This is a genomic window from Nostoc sp. 'Peltigera membranacea cyanobiont' 213 (assembly GCF_002245975.1).
Classification (GTDB): Bacteria; Cyanobacteriota; Cyanobacteriia; order Cyanobacteriales; family Nostocaceae; genus Nostoc.
Window position 1 is genome coordinate 18,567 of sequence record NZ_NOLI01000089.1, and the last position, 15,268, is coordinate 33,834.

11 protein-coding genes are annotated in these 15,268 nt (G+C 40.6%); 7 read left to right on the forward strand and 4 right to left on the reverse strand.

What is annotated here, in order from left to right; translation table 11 throughout:
* Positions 1–429: 429 nt before the first annotated feature.
* On the reverse strand, positions 430–1,902 hold the full coding sequence (gene glmM, locus CDG77_RS22025) for a phosphoglucosamine mutase (protein WP_094331464.1): 1,473 nt from the start codon (positions 1,900–1,902) through the stop codon (positions 430–432).
* A 565-nt stretch (positions 1,903–2,467) separates the two neighbouring features.
* Here glmM and CDG77_RS22030 point away from each other — a divergent pair.
* Positions 2,468–3,184 carry a biliverdin-producing heme oxygenase gene (locus tag CDG77_RS22030; protein WP_094331466.1) on the forward strand — a complete coding sequence of 239 codons (717 nt, stop codon included), beginning with the start codon at positions 2,468–2,470 and terminating at the stop codon, positions 3,182–3,184.
* 181 nt (positions 3,185–3,365) lie between these two features.
* On the opposite strand, the gene CDG77_RS22035 is transcribed toward CDG77_RS22030, so the two are convergent.
* Both CDG77_RS22035 and CDG77_RS22040 read right to left on the reverse strand, forming a co-directional pair.
* Positions 3,366–5,417: a LysR family transcriptional regulator gene (locus tag CDG77_RS22035; protein ID WP_094331467.1), complete on the reverse strand. Its 2,052-nt coding sequence runs from the start codon at positions 5,415–5,417 to the stop codon at positions 3,366–3,368.
* A gap of 12 nt (positions 5,418–5,429) precedes the next feature.
* A complete protein-coding gene (locus tag CDG77_RS22040) occupies positions 5,430–6,479 on the reverse strand; it encodes an LLM class flavin-dependent oxidoreductase (protein WP_094331468.1) in 1,050 nt (349 codons plus the stop codon).
* 571 nt (positions 6,480–7,050) lie between these two features.
* On the opposite strand from CDG77_RS22040, the gene sfnG reads away from it, so the two are divergent.
* From sfnG to CDG77_RS22060, 4 genes are all read left to right on the forward strand, one after another.
* Positions 7,051–8,148 (forward strand): dimethylsulfone monooxygenase SfnG, encoded by a 1,098-nt coding sequence (sfnG, locus tag CDG77_RS22045; protein ID WP_094331470.1) that lies wholly within the window; start codon positions 7,051–7,053, stop codon positions 8,146–8,148.
* Between the two features lie 105 nt (positions 8,149–8,253).
* Positions 8,254–9,462 carry an SfnB family sulfur acquisition oxidoreductase gene (locus CDG77_RS22050; RefSeq protein WP_094331471.1) on the forward strand — a complete coding sequence of 403 codons (1,209 nt, stop codon included), beginning with the start codon at positions 8,254–8,256 and terminating at the stop codon, positions 9,460–9,462.
* A gap of 677 nt (positions 9,463–10,139) precedes the next feature.
* Positions 10,140–10,442, forward strand: coding sequence for a hypothetical protein (locus CDG77_RS37790; protein ID WP_223269918.1), 303 nt, complete (start codon positions 10,140–10,142; stop codon positions 10,440–10,442).
* Positions 10,443–10,624: 182 nt separating this feature from the next.
* Positions 10,625–11,809 carry an acyl-CoA dehydrogenase family protein gene (locus CDG77_RS22060; protein WP_094331473.1) on the forward strand — a complete coding sequence of 395 codons (1,185 nt, stop codon included), beginning with the start codon at positions 10,625–10,627 and terminating at the stop codon, positions 11,807–11,809.
* A 282-nt stretch (positions 11,810–12,091) separates the two neighbouring features.
* On the opposite strand, the gene CDG77_RS22070 is transcribed toward CDG77_RS22060, so the two are convergent.
* A complete protein-coding gene (locus tag CDG77_RS22070; RefSeq protein WP_094331475.1) occupies positions 12,092–13,333 on the reverse strand; it encodes a tetratricopeptide repeat protein in 1,242 nt (413 codons plus the stop codon).
* Positions 13,334–13,440: 107 nt separating this feature from the next.
* On the opposite strand from CDG77_RS22070, the gene cobW reads away from it, so the two are divergent.
* Together cobW and CDG77_RS22080 are read left to right on the forward strand one after the other, a co-directional pair.
* A complete protein-coding gene (gene cobW / locus CDG77_RS22075) occupies positions 13,441–14,481 on the forward strand; it encodes a cobalamin biosynthesis protein CobW (RefSeq protein ID WP_094331476.1) in 1,041 nt (346 codons plus the stop codon).
* Positions 14,482–14,598: 117 nt separating this feature from the next.
* Positions 14,599–15,069, forward strand: coding sequence for an ABA4-like family protein (locus CDG77_RS22080; protein ID WP_094331477.1), 471 nt, complete (start codon positions 14,599–14,601; stop codon positions 15,067–15,069).
* The last annotated feature ends 199 nt before the right edge of the window (positions 15,070–15,268 follow it).

Consider the following 15,268-nt stretch of genomic DNA (forward strand, 5'->3'; position numbering starts at 1 on the left):
ATTTCTGGAATTACTTTGCTTAACAGGCAAGAATTAATTTTGAAAAATACTAAAACTTTTCAAAATTAAAATGTGAGTTTTATAGCTAATAATCTCGAAGTAAATAATAACATGTTCCGACTTAGCTCGACTTTATCCAAAATTAAGAACTCGGTTTTATTTATCCGGTAAAACCTTGACTTTTTGGCAGATATTTTTTCCACATCACATATTTTAGACGAAAGTCAAAAATTCAAACGACTGTCTTATATAGGATTTCGGCATTTTTGCAACGTCTTTGCAGGTGTATCGCGTTGCGAAAAAATGGATAAAGTCTAGATAACAATACAAATACAAATGTCACAGCTTTTACAGATAACCAAGGCTGGTTAATTTGTAGAAGCTGTGACGAAAAATTGACGCTTGTTAAAAGCTGAGATAATAGCTAATTTAGTCCATCAGATGTTGCTGGACTTTTGAAACTAATTCATTTGTCCAGTAGTTGGTAAGTTCGGCATTGGCGGCTTCTACCATGACTCTAATTACTGGTTCTGTACCAGAGGCGCGAACCAAGATTCTGCCGGAATTACCCATTGCTGCTTCAGCAAGAGCGATCGCTTGTTGCACCGGTTCGCAATCTTGCCATCCCAAACGGCGATCGCGATCTGTAACTCGCACGTTCCGTAATATTTGCGGATATGTCTGGAAGCTATGATCTACTAATTCGCTAAAGGGAACACCCGCTTCTTTCACCAAAGCTGCTATATGCAAGGCTGTTAACAAGCCATCTCCAGTAACGGCATAATGACGGCAAAGAATATGACCTGATTGTTCGCCGCCTAACATCGCCCCAGTTCGCTGCATTTCGGCTTGCACGTATCGATCGCCGACTGCGGTACGAATCAAGTTACCACCAATTTCTTGCCAAGCTTTTTCAAAGCCTAAGTTGGCCATGACTGTAGATACAATCAGGTTGTCTGGCAGTTGTTGATTTTGTTGTAACTGTCGTCCCCACAGGTAAAGAATATAATCGCCGTTAACTTGCCTGCCAGTGTTGTCTACTGCTAAGACGCGATCGGCATCGCCGTCGAAAGCAAAGCCGATATCGGCATTGTGTTCTTGGACTGTGGCGGCCAGAATATCTAGGTGGGTGGAACCGCAGTTGACATTAATGCGATCGCCATCTGCTTCGTTATGCAAGCAGATTACCTCTGCCCCCATTTCTGTAAATACTGATGGTGCTAACCCGACTGCTGCACCCCACGCCAAGTCTAAAACAATCTTCATTCCCTGAAGATTTAGCGCACCGTTCAAGGGTTTTTTCAACGCCTCGCCATAATGCCCCACTAACTCTAAACGTGAGTAATGCCGTCCGCAATTATTGACTCTAGTAATAGATGATATTTTCCCACGCAGCCCCGCTTCTATTTCTGCCTGCAATATTTGCGGTAACTTCCCACCATTCGCACCAAAAACCTTAATTCCATTGTCCTCTGGGGGATTGTGACTGGCAGAAATCATCACTCCGCCGATGGCATCACTGATGCTGGTGAGATAGGCAACGCAAGGAGTGGGACATAATCCCAAATACCAAACCTCTAATCCTGCTGCTGTTAACCCTGCACTCAAAGCCATTGCTAGCATATCGCTGGAGTTTCTAGAGTCCTGTCCGAGAATGACTGGCCCTATTTGAGTCGCATGGTTACGTAAAACAATCCCCGTCCAAAAACCAACTTGTAATGCTAAAGGCGCATTTAGTAATTCTCCGACTCGTCCGCGAATCCCATCTGTACCAAATAAGGGATTTGCTGGTAGTGGGATTAAATTTAGCCCAAAACTGCTCTCAATCCCTTTGCCTAATCCTTCAGGTTCAGAAGCAGAACCCCCAGGAATGCCCGGTGTCCGAGTTATAGATGAAACCATATATTTAAACACTCCACACAATCACACTGAAAAATAGCACTTAAGACTTTGATTCAGCAATTTTGACATGCTTTTTCTCTTTAGAAATTCATTCTAATCAAACTATCTTTACGTATTTTTACTGAATTACTGCCTTTGGAATTGTAAATATTCCATGAAGTCAGTATTAGTTTTTACATTATTTAGTAAAGTCTCCATATTTTAGCTAATTATTCGTTTTATGCCATCAACTTGAGTTTTGATTATCTGTATTAGTTCACGCTTTGCAATGCTATTAATAAAAAAATGTAACAAATATTACTTTATTTTTTCACTAGTGTTTTTCAGGAAAGCTGAGAATGAAAGCGGAAGTTAGCTAATAACAACAAAGAAATCAAAATGCCGAAATGTAAAGTTATATTTTCATAGTCTTGCTGCTGTGTAAAAAATTACAAAACAATCGCGGCTTAAAAAATTTTAATATAAATTCTCATCAAATAGTTTTAAGGTAACGTTTTAATGGCTTTTTTAGCCGTTCGGAAATTAAAACTCCGGCAATTACCTTTTTAAAGTTGAGAAATTTAGCATGAGCAGCAATTTAGCAACCAAATTACGTGTAGGCACTAAGAAAGCCCACACGATGGCAGAAAATGTAGGTTTTGTCAAGTGCTTTTTAAGAGGAGTAGTCGAAAAAAACTCTTACCGGAAACTTGTTGCTAACTTCTACTTCGTCTACTCAGCGATGGAAGAAGAAATGGAAAAGCATAGCCAGCACCCAATTCTTTCTAAAATCAACTTTCCCCAGCTAAACCGCAAGTATACCTTAGAGCAAGACCTGAGTTATTACTTTGGTGCTAACTGGAGAGAGCAAATTAAACTGTCTCCCGCAGGTGAAGCTTATGTACAGCGCATTCGGGAAATATCTGCAACAGAACCAGAACTGTTAATCGCTCATTCATATACTCGTTACTTGGGTGACTTATCCGGGGGACAAATTCTCAAAAACATTGCTGTAACGGCGATGAATTTGTCTGATGGGCAAGGAACAGCTTTTTATGAGTTTCCAGAAATTCCTGATGAGAAGGCATTCAAAGCGAAATATCGGCAAAATTTGGATGAATTACCCCTTGACGAAGCGACAACCGATCGCATCGTTGATGAAGCTAACGCCGCTTTTGGCACGAACATGAAGCTGTTCCAAGAATTGGAAGGCAATTTGATTAAGGCGATCGGTGTAATGTTGTACAATAGCCTCACACGGCGACGGACACGCGGCAGTACTGAACTCGTTACTGCTGAGTAATTAGTAACTGTGTTGAGATTGCGGAGTATGGTGTGTGGAATCTAAGCCCAGATAGCCTAATGAAAGATAATTAATAGGTGTTTCTGGAGAAAGAGCGATTAACGCTCAAAATATTTAGGGGCAATAGCCCTGTGACTGCTTTGGATTGGTAAAAGTAAGCATAGGGAGATTGCCCCTCAATTTATGGTTGTAGAGATAGATTGTATTTATCATAGAGAACTTTTATATGTCGGTTAAACTGCTCCTCGACAAAATAGCTGCTAGAAAATTCACTTGCAAAAGAAACTTGATGAAAGTGATAATCTAGATTCAGCAAATTATAGACAAGTCTTAAAAAATAATCATCGATCCAAAAATCTACATCAAATAGTGAAATACCATATTTTCCTTCCAACCTACGATTTAAGGTTTTGAGTAACCAAGACCATTGAGGTTTGAGGGTGGGATCGATACGGTTGCCAAATACCGGATTAAAAAACTGATTTACTTGAGTTGTTCTCACATCAATCATTTTAGTTAGTAAATCTCCTGCCTTGATTGGAGATGAATTAAACCAATAGTTAGCAACTACTAAGTCATGTAGATAAGCAACTACAATTTTAGGGTTTTCTTTAATGAACTGCGAACGACAAACAATTCCTCTGATTGATGGAATTCTTAAACTAATTGTTTGAGATAAAGGCAGCTTTCTAACAAAAGCATAAGCTTCTAATATTGAGGCAAAAGTGTGACAACCCACGTAAGCATCTATAGTTTTATTTGCCAAACTCTTACTTGCTTTACGAGGATCTTCATTTACTAATCTGCAATCTTTACTGACATCCATATCATAGAGGTCAAAAAGAGTGATAATAAACCTATGAGCATTGGAACCAAATAAGGTGGAAATTCGTTTACCTTTCAGATCCTGGATAGTATTTATAGAAGAATCTTTATGCAGAACAATATTTATATCTTGACCTAAAAGGTTATACGAAGCAATTCCAATTAATTTAGAGCCAAAACTCAAATCATCAAAGAATTGGCTACCATTATTCAAGAGAGATATATCATCTAAAATACAAATATCTAGCTCTCCCCGCTTCATCTGTCGGTTCATTTGTTCGCCAGAGTCAAAGGGCAGAATTTGTAACTCAAAATTTCGATTAATTTCAATGTTTTTGAAAATAGGCTGTTCAAGTGATGAAGATGCCCTCTGTAAATCAGAAATATACTTAGTTCCATATCCAGCAATAAACTGTCCTATGGAATCTCGCTGAATACCTATCCTCAGAATATTTTCCTCTTTGGGAGAATGGCTATCTAAAATTAGGTTTATATTAGGTAAGCTTTCCAAATTGTCTCGATCGAGTCTAAAACTTCTTACTAAACTCTCTGCGGATATTAACAACTCACTAAACCGAGGAACATGGAGATAAATACCATATTCATTAACATCTTGAATAGGAAGAATTAAAACTTGGTACTGAGATATTATCTCAGCTTGACAAAAGTCAGGTAAAATGGTTAGCTTTTGATTTTCTGAAGCATAGTTTAGAACATCTTGATAACTTTGTAGCACCTGTACGCCACTTAATTTATTCCTCAAACATCTATTTTTAGATAGTTCTTGATGAACCTCATCTAAAAGCACAATGTCAGCCAAATCAATATCATTTATTTTAACTAGGCTATGCTCATTTAAATATTTACTTGCGCCAAAGGAAACCAACAGCATTTTATGAGTTGTTAATCTAGTACAGTGGTGTTCTTCCTTATATCCAGCGCAACTGTTGAGTAGGAGGTCAATTTCTAAAAGTTGAGAATTTGAAAAAAATCTGCTATCTTTAACCGCAATCTCTTTGATATTTCTACCTGGGAAACAAAGCTGAAATCGCTGCAAATATTGTTTGAGCCAAACTTCTAAAATTAAACTAGTAGCCCCTAATATCAAATCTTCGCCTTCAGCACTAAATCTTGTCTGAAATTCTTCTTGCAGATTTTCTACAGTTTCTACTACATTAAATGTCTGCGAAATCAATTTCTTACCTTTATTAGTCAAGCATATAGAGCCGGGAGAGCGATTTAACAGAATTACTCCAAAACAATCCTCTATTTGTTTGACTTTTTTACTAATTAATGCTTGACTACACCCTAGTTTTTGTGCTGCTTTAGAGAAGCTACCACAGTCATCTACTGCTTTTAAAATTTTGATGTGGTTTAGGGTAATATCTTCGAGTTTAATCTTATTCATGCAAAATTTTAATTACAACTGAATTAAGCTATTCTGCTGTGCATATTCGGAAATAACTAGTTTGTGGAAGCGAATAGTGTCTTCCAACATAGATTCAAATTTGAGTACTATTAAATCAACGCCAACGGCTTCGTATTCTTTCAGGCGTTGAATGATAGTATAGCGATCGCCAACCAGTTGAGCAGATAAACCAAGATTAGCTTCAATGGTTTGACTGATATCTAATTTGTTGTGGGCAACGACGTTAGGATCGATTTGCGCTTGAAAGTACTTAATCTGCTGCTCATCGGCAGAACGATAAATTGCTTCTAATCTGGCTTCGGCTTGGGCGGTATGTTCACGAGCGATCGCAAATGCACTCATTGCTACTTTAATATTACGCTGGTAGCGATCGCTAGCCAATCTTTTCACTTTCTGCACCAATGCTGCCGTTTTTTCAGGTTCATCAGCATTGATAAAGAGATAATCTCCCTGACGAGCCGCTAAGTCAATCGCCCGATCTGATTCGCCAGCGATGAAAATAGGTGGTGTTGGTGTCGGCTTATCTGTGAGAATACCACCCGTAATATTGTAGTATTTGCCAACATAATTAAAGTCTTCAACTGTCCACAGCCCCTTGATTACATTAATATACTCTTCTAATCGCGCGTAGCGATCGCTGTGAGGTAGCCAGATATCTCCATAGCTTTCTACTTCTAATTTCCACCAACCTGCAATACCACTCAGAGCAAATCTGCCATTACTAAGTTGATTTTGAATGTTTGCACTCAGTTTGGCAATAACCGCAGGTTGTTTAAAACCAGGTTGTACAGCCGCAACAATCTTGATATTCTTGGTGTTCAAACTTGCTAAAGCTGCTGTAATCCAAGCGTCAGCGACATTATAGTTAGGCCCATGAACTGCATTTAAGTAATGTTCAGGAATGTAATAGAAGTCATAACCTAACTCGTCTGCCTGAACTGCCAGCTTTACCAAATCTTCTGTGGATAAATTAGCTTCATGCTTGACAACGCGCAACCATCCACCACAAACAGGCGACCAAATTCCAAACTGAAGTGCCATAAATCTTTTTCCTGTGCCTTTTTTTACGAGGTGTTAAATAAACTACGGCAGCTACATACTTTTACCGTAATTTAGTAGTTCACACTACCACATTTATTTCTGCTATGTATAGTTGCAGATGACAGATGAGAAGCATTTATTTATCACGATATGGAATAGTATCGATACTTTGTCGAGTCCTGACTCCTGATTGCTCTGACTGAATCAGGATAATAGCCGGCAGGTATAAAAAATAATTAAATACCCAGGTAAATTGGGCAGTATTCCAAAATGGAATATGGAAATGGAATTTAAGTATATCGAGTCACGACATCAGAAAAATTGTTGTGATAAAGTCTGATTCATTAAAAACTACGGTAGCACAGTCGAGTTATGGTATATTGTTGCCATCAAAGAATTGTCTACTTGTAAACTCAAAGCAGTTTGCAACCAATCTCAAGCTTTCGATTTTGACTAAAATTTTGCCCTATCAAGTTTTAGCTGATTTGTTAGTGATGACAAATTAGATTTTGTTGCTTCACTTGCAAACTTAGACAAATAAACAAGCAATTTCAAGTACAAACGCACAATTATGGTAGATATTAAGTTCGCGTACTGGATTCCCAACGTTAGCGGTGGGTTAGTTGTTAGTAAAATTCCCCAACGCACAGATTGGACTTATGAATATAATGCTCAACTAGCTCAGACGGCTGAAGAAGTTGGGTTTGAATATGCACTAGCACAAGCCAGATTTATCGCCAGTTATGGCGCTGAGTACCAGTTAGAGGCATTAACAACCGTATCAGCCCTAGCTCCAGTCACCAAAAAATTGAAGCTAATTGCAGCAGTTCATCCTGGATTGTGGCATCCGGGAGTAGTTGCCAAAATGGGAGCCAGCATTGATTTTCTTTCTAACGGACGGTTCGCTCTGAATGTGGTTAGCGGCTGGTTCAAAGATGAATTCATTATATATGGTGAACATTGGTTAGATCATGACGAACGCTATCGTCGTTCAGAAGAATTTATCCGCGTTCTCAAAGGTTTGTGGACTGAGGATGAGTTTCACTTTAAAGGCGACTTTTACCGGATTAACGGCGGTTGGGTGAAGCCTAGACCAGTTAATCAGAATCCACACCCGGAGATATTTCAAGGTGGTAACTCGAAAGCAGCGCGGCGGATGGCTGGCCGCGTTTCTGATTGGTATTTCATGAATGGTAACACCATAGAAGGAGTGCGAGAGCAGATTGAAGAAGTGTCTGCATTAGCTCGTCAAGAAGGACGCACAATTAAGTTTGGTCTGAATTCCTTTATCATCGTGCGAGATACGGAAGCAGAAGCCCATGAAGTATTACGCGATATTATTGCCCAAGCCGATGTAGAGGCGGTGAAAGGATTTGGTGAAGCAGTGAAACAAGCGGGAGCTTCTACTCGTGAACGTCAGGGAATGTGGGCGAATTCCAATTTTGAAGACTTGGTGCAATATAACGATGGCTTCCGTTCCGGCTTGATTGGCACTGCTGAACAAGTAGCGGAAAAGATTCGCCAGTTTCATGAAGCGGGAGTCGATTTAATTCTCGGTGGCTTCTTACACTACACAGATGATTTGCCAGCATTTGGTAAGACAGTAATTCCGCTTGTGCGCGAACTTAAAGCTAATCGTCGGACAGCTGATGAGTTAGTTGGGGTGTAGATTAACCGGAACATAATTTGTCGGATTGGGCATTAGGGTTGCGATCGTAAATTGATTCGCCCAAACTCAAATCATATAAAAGGCTAGAAATTAAGGAGTTTTACCATGACATCAGTAATTAATACTGAACAGAAGGCGCATATTATTCGGGATGATAAAGAAGCGATCGCGATCGCTCACGAACTAGCAGCCGACTTTGCCATAGGCGACTCAGAACGCGATCAAACTCGGCGTTTACCTGCTGAAGAGGTAGAAAAGTTTTCCCAAAGTGGATTGTGGGGAATTACAGTTCCTAAAGAGTATGGCGGTGCTTTTGTATCAAGTGCCACCCTGGCAGAAGTAATTAAAATCATCTCCGAAGCTGATTCTAGCCTCGGTCAAATTCCCCAAAACCACCTCTACATGGTGGAAGCAGTTCGGTTGGATGGCACTGATGAGCAGAAGAAGTTCTTCTTTGATTTGGCTCTACAAGGTAAACGCTTTGGTAACGCCTTCTCGGAAGTAGGTACTAAATCTGTCACTGATGTCCAGACAAAGTTACAACCAGATGGATCTGACTTCGTACTCAACGGACGCAAATACTACTCTGCTGGGGCATTACTGGCACATTGGGTTCCCGTCATTGCTAGCAATCCAGATGGTAAAACAGTCGTGGCATTTGTCGAAAGAGATGCTGAAGGATTAACCCTACTCGATGATTGGACGAGCTTCGGACAGCGTACCACTGCTAGCGGCACTACCATTATTGAAAATGTGAAAGTTAAGGCAGAACACGTCATACCGCACTACTTAGCCTTTGAGCGGGCTACACCAATGGGTGCGATCGCGCAAATTATCCAAGCTGCCGTAGACGTAGGGATTGCCAAAGCCGCAGTCCGTGACACCATCCACTTTGTCCGCAAGCATACTCGCCCTTGGGTTGACAGCAATTTAGAAAAAGGCTACGAAGACCCCCTGACACTGTACAACTTAGGCAACGTCCAAATTCAGGTTCACGCTTCTGAGGCATTGCTGCGGCGTGCAGGCGAATTTCTCGACATCGCCAACGAGTCAGGTTTAGAAGAACCCAAGGTAGTTGAAGCATCGATCGCAGTTGCTGAAGCCAAAGCTTTAGCTACCGAAGCAGCATTACTAGCAACGAATAAATTGTTTGAACTAGCAGGTACTAAGTCCACATTGGAGGAATTCAACTACAATCGCCACTGGCGAAATGCCCGCGCTCACACACTCCACGATCCCGTGCGCTGGAAATACTACGCTGTTGGTAACTACTTCCTCAATGGTGTCTATCCTCCGCGCCATCCTTGGCTGTAATTGCTGCATTCTTTACTGAGGTGAAGCTGCACCAAATTTCCTTTACTTCTTAGGGACCGACAAATAAAAAAACATTCCAAATTTTCTTGTGGGATGGGCATCTTGCCCGTCCTAATATTGGGGACGGGCAAGATGCCTATCCCACAAATGGATAATTTATTTCTTGGAAAGCCCTTATTTCTTTGTGCCCTTTGCGGTTCGTTCCTCATATAGTTCGGCGCACCTTCATACAGAACTGGTATAACATTTACCAGAATGCTTTACCCCAATACGCTTGCGTTAAGGTTAGCAGTCTTTGTAAAAGTCATTTTTTAACGAACCTTTCTAGGCGCAGAGAACGCAGAGAGAAGAAAGAGAAGGAAAATTTTTAACCAAGCGTATTGTGCTTTACCCCTAATAAATCCAACATTATTTAAGTTGATACTATGAGTGTTGCAAATCCAATCCAGAGGCGGAGCATTTGGAAGAATCAGCCATTTAAGGGGCTGCTTTTTATTGCTGTAATTGCTATAATTAGCTATATTTTTGAACTCATTTTTGGTCAAATTCTTCAGCTAAATGTGGGAACAAAATTGACTTACATCACAATATGCTTCGTCTGGTGATGGCATCTCGGTTTTTCCCTCAATGGCTATCCAGGTTCGCGCTTTTCTTCCACCCGATTTGGACGAGGAACAGTGAATTTAGTAGTGCTGTTGGCGCTAGTTTACATAACTGGAGAAGCTTGGAAATTAATTTCTGCAAAACCAATTCTTACTGATACATCTGTAGGTTGGTGGGGACAAACAGCAATCATTGCCGCGGCCGCTAGTTTATTCTTCTTTGATAACACGATTGTCACCACTGAGGAAATACGCAATTGGCATCCAGTAAGCGGCTTTCTTAATATCTTTTTTGCTGTCTTCTTAAAAGACAAGTGGATTAAAATAATTTTTTCAATTCACTTTTTTATTTTTAACTATCAAATAAATATTTTTTGAGATTGCACTAATAACCTATAGCTTTATGAAAATTAATTGAATTTAAACTTGCCTTATTAGTTCAAATATGCAATTATATTTCTATTAGTACGGTGGTTCTATCAAAACACTGTAGATTAAAAATTTTCCAGCCAAATTTATAGTTGCTCCTCACAGAAGGTTAGCAGGAGAAGTTGCAAGATATGCAATTAATCGAAACTGAAGAATCTCAAAATTATCTTGATATAGCTAAGTCTTTAGCAAAAGAATTTGCCCAAACTGCTGTAGAGCGAGATGCCCAAGGGGGAACGCCAAAACATGAACGCGATCGCTTGCGTCAAAGCAACTTACTAAAACTAATTATACCTACAGAGTACGGTGGTTTAGGGCAAAGCTGGATTACCGTTCTGCAAATTACCCGCGAGTTTGCCAAAGTTGATAGTTCCATTGCTCACGTCTTTTCTTACCACCATCTAGGTGTAGTTATTCCTCACATATTTGGTTTGACAGAGCAAAAACAGCGATATTACTCAGAAACTATTCGCAACAACTGGTTTTGGTGCAATGCCCTCAACCCTTTAGATAAAAGAGCTACTCTGACAGCAGAAAATGATTATTTTCGTCTGAATGGGATTAAAAGCTTTTGCTCTGGCTCTCATGATTCGGATATATTACCAATCGGTGCGATTCATCAAGAAACTGGTGAATTGAATATTCTGGCAATTACCACGCAACGGCAAGGTGTTACAGTTCATCATGATTGGGATAATATGGGGCAACGCCAAACAGATAGTGGTAGTGTGACTTTTGAAAATGTGTTGGTATATCCTGAAGAAATTCTTGGTAGTAGAGACAAATCCGGTAAACCCTTTAGCACTATTCGCGCCTGTTTAACTCAATTAAATCTTGCTAATATCTACCTGGGTATTGCACAGGGAGCATTTGAAGCTGCTAAAACATATACTTCCACTAATACCAAACCTTGGCTGACATCAGGTGTAGAGAGTGCAACCCAAGATCCTTACATCCTTCAGCACTATGGAAAAATTTGGGTCGATCTCCAAGCAGCCGTGTATCTCACTGAACAGGCGGGAGAATTACTACAAGCAGCTTGGGAGCGGGAATGGTCACTTACCGCCGAACAACGCGGAGAATGTGCGCTTTTGGTTGCTACTGCTAAAGTTTTCGCTACTAAAGTCGGTTTAGACATTACCAACCGGATATTTGAAGTTATGGGCGCACGCGCTACTAGTGCAAAATATGGCTTTGATCGTTATTGGCGTAATCTCCGCACGTTCACTCTGCACGATCCTGTAGATTACAAAATCCAAGATATAGGAAAGTGGGCGTTAAATGATGAGCTGCCAAGACCCAACTTTTATTCTTAATGATTCTTTCATCAAGCTAAAGGCGTTCATGTTGCCCACTCTACAAGATTGGTTGAAGGAGGCAGGAGGCAGGAGGTTTTTTTTCAGAAGGGGATTCAAACCCCTCCTGAAAAAGAGCCACAAAACAAGAAAATTTGGAGTTCTTGTCTTAAACCCAAGACCATAGTGGTCACGGCTGTTACAGAGCGGAGGCGGAGCCGCTCCGCCTCCGGGGCAGTTTTCCTCCAGCAAGAACTGCCCTCTGCCTCCAACATCCTCGATAACTTATTTGTTGAAAATTCTTTAAGAAGCAATTAAATCCTTGAGAGCATCTTTAGCATCAGTGTTTTCTGGATCTATTTGCAGCACTTCCCGAAAAACTGCTGCGGCTTCTTGTTTTGAGCCATCACCAGATTCACCATAGGAAATCTCTCTGCCAAGTTTGATGTAAAGTTCTGCCATTTGGCGACGTGGTATTAGATTTGCCAACGGCCGATAAAATTCCATTACGCCTGCAAACCCTTTTTGCTTGTAAAGTAGTAAATTTATATTGGAGCAGGTGTTATAACTGCCTTCACCAGTTTTGATTACCTTTTGGCAAATTGTTAGACCTTCATCTAGATTTTCCTGTTTAGCTAGTACTTGAGTTAGTTTACTGTAATAATAATCCGTAGATTCTTTGGCAACGGCTTGGCGGTAAAGAGCGATCGCTTCTTCTGGTTTTTCTTGTGTCATTAAGACATCGGCCAGATCGATATATGTTGAAGCGTCAGGCTCAATTTTAATTAGTTGGCGGTAGGCTGCGATCGCTTCGTTCACAAAACCGCGCTTTAATGAGAGTTCAGCTAACTTTTTATAAAAAACCTTGCTATTGGTGTCATTTAATTGACGATAGATAGTGACTGCTTCTGAATATTCCAGGATTTCACCGAGCTTATCATAAGCGTTGTCAGATGAAAGATAACCATTAGCATCAAGTTTAATGGCTTCGCCGTAAGCTGCGATCGCTTCTTGTTGTTTACCTACTTTGAAGAGAATCTCGGCTAAATAATAGTAATTACTGGAATCAGGACTGAGTTTAACTGCTTGACGGTAAGCCATTAATGCTTCCTCCATGCTGCCAACTTCCTGCAACTTATTGCCTAAAGCAATGTAGTTACTATCAGTTTTCGGATCGAGTTTGACAGCTTGACGGTAAGAGGCGATCGCTTCTTGGATTTGTCCCTTTTGTGCCAGGAAATTCCCTAATTTGATGTAAATTGCGCCATTGGGGGTTAATTGCAATGCTTGGCGATAGGTAGCGATCGTCTCTGCAATCTTGCCTTGGTTAGATAAGACATCTGCCAGCTTGACGTAAGCATAGCTGTTTTTGGGATCGCGCTTAATGAAACTCCGCCAAATATTAGCAGCTTCTTGATAATTTTTTACTTCTTCGGCAGATGCCGCTTTTTGTTCCAACTCCTCTACCGTTTGTGCCACACTAATTTGAGGAATCAAAACCAAACCTAAACTCAACAAAAACGGCAATATTTTCCGGCTAACCATAGACTTTCAGCTTAAAATAACTAAGTCAATCTTCAAACCAAGCTTAATCTCGGTATTTAAGTTTGTAACCCGTAAAACTTACCATACTGAGTAAATCAGGCAAAAATATGGCTACGAAAATTCCTGTCACAGTGATTACAGGCTTCTTAGGTAGTGGAAAAACCAGCCTAATTCGCCACCTACTACAAAATAACCAAGGCCGCCGCATTGCCGTTATAGTCAATGAATTTGGCGAACTTGGTATTGATGGCGAATTGTTAAAATCTTGTCAAGTTTGCCCGGAAGATGGTGAGGGCGACACTAATATCTTTGAATTAACCAACGGCTGCTTATGTTGCACCGTGCAGGAAGAGTTTTATCCGATGATGCAAGAGTTAATCAAGCGGCGAGATAGTATCGACTGCATTTTGATTGAAACTTCTGGTTTAGCTTTGCCAAAACCATTGGTGAAGGCTTTTCGCTGGCAAGAAATTCGCAACGCTGCCACTGTGGATGCTGTAATTACCGTGGTAGATTGTGCGGCGGTAGCAGCAGGGACATTTGCTAGCGATCCAGATGCGATCGCAGCCCAACGGCAAGCAGATGATAATCTAGAACACGAAACACCCTTGCAAGAACTGTTTGAAGATCAACTTGCTTGTGCAGACTTAGTGGTGTTGAATAAAATTGACTTGGTAGATGCCGAGACAAAAGCCAGAGTTGAGGAATTAATTAAGCAAGAGTTACCCAGAGTCGTGAAGATTGTCGAGAGCGATCGTTCTCAACTAGACGCATCTATATTATTAGGATTCCAAGCCGCAGTTGAAGATAATTTAGATTCTCGTCCCAGTCATCACGATACCGAAGAAGACCACAATCACGACGAAGAAATTATCTCAACTAATTTAATTTTGGATCGGACTTTTGATCCAGACAAGCTGCAACAGCAGTTAGAGAAATTAGCACAACAACAAGAAATTTATCGGATTAAAGGCTTTGTGGCAGTGCCAAATAAATCCATGCGTTTGGTAATGCAAGGCGTAGGAACCCGATTTGATAAATTTTACGATCGCCCCTGGAAACCCGAAGAGGCACGACAAACCCGCTTAGTTTTCATCGGACGTGATTTGAAGTCTTCAGAAATTGAATCACAACTTGTAGCTTTGTAAGTATACCCAGATCCCCAACTGATTAGAGAAGTCGGGGATCTATATCCTGATAGTTACAAGTTATGAATAATTAGTTAATTCAAAACAATAACTCAAAATTCTTCACTTGACAACAATATGACGATCTCTCAACTTTTTAACGTCGCCAATCTTTTTGTGTTACCTTTTTGGGCGTTGATGATTTTATTGCCAAATTGGAAAGTTACACGGCAGATAATGTCATCATATTTACCCTTTGTGCTGTTAGCTGGGGCATATTTGTATTTATTTATCAACAGCATTACGCCAGAAAATGCCCAAGCTTTAGCGAATCCTCAATTAGCTGATATTGCCCGATTTTTCGGAGATGAGACGGCTGCTGCGACAGGTTGGATTCATTTTTTAGTAATGGATTTATTCGTCGGGCGCTGGATTTATTGGGAAGGGCAAAAAACAGGTGTTTGGACAATTCACTCTCTTGCACTGTGTTTGTTTGCTGGCCCTATGGGACTACTCTCTCACATCTTGACTGACTGGATTGTTAAGACATTTTTCCCAAAATCTCAGCATAATGAAACAGTGACGGGAGAAGAAAAAGCTGCCTCATAATCTGGCACGTAGCCATACATTAATTATTTTGCCATCCCCCCACCTCCCTTAAAAAGCTTGTCAACGAAGAGGCAGGGGCAGGGGGAAAGAGGTTTTCCGATTTTTGCATAGAGATGGGAATCATAACTCATTAAGGGCTTTCAAAGAAATAAATTATTCATTTGTGGGATGGGCATCTTGCCCGTCCCCAATATTAGGA

Coding starts and splice junctions, on each gene's coding strand:
- sfnG (WP_094331470.1), top strand. CDS start 7,051: ATGGTAGATATTAAGTTCGCGTACTGGATTCCCAACGTTAGCGGTGGG.
- CDG77_RS22050 (WP_094331471.1), top strand. CDS start 8,254: ATGACATCAGTAATTAATACTGAACAGAAGGCGCATATTATTCGGGAT.
- CDG77_RS22070 (WP_094331475.1), bottom strand. CDS start 13,333: ATGGTTAGCCGGAAAATATTGCCGTTTTTGTTGAGTTTAGGTTTGGTT.
- CDG77_RS22080 (WP_094331477.1), top strand. CDS start 14,599: ATGACGATCTCTCAACTTTTTAACGTCGCCAATCTTTTTGTGTTACCT.
- CDG77_RS22030 (WP_094331466.1), top strand. CDS start 2,468: ATGAGCAGCAATTTAGCAACCAAATTACGTGTAGGCACTAAGAAAGCC.
- glmM (WP_094331464.1), bottom strand. CDS start 1,902: ATGGTTTCATCTATAACTCGGACACCGGGCATTCCTGGGGGTTCTGCT.
- CDG77_RS22040 (WP_094331468.1), bottom strand. CDS start 6,479: ATGGCACTTCAGTTTGGAATTTGGTCGCCTGTTTGTGGTGGATGGTTG.
- CDG77_RS22035 (WP_094331467.1), bottom strand. CDS start 5,417: ATGAATAAGATTAAACTCGAAGATATTACCCTAAACCACATCAAAATT.
- CDG77_RS22060 (WP_094331473.1), top strand. CDS start 10,625: ATGCAATTAATCGAAACTGAAGAATCTCAAAATTATCTTGATATAGCT.
- cobW (WP_094331476.1), top strand. CDS start 13,441: ATGGCTACGAAAATTCCTGTCACAGTGATTACAGGCTTCTTAGGTAGT.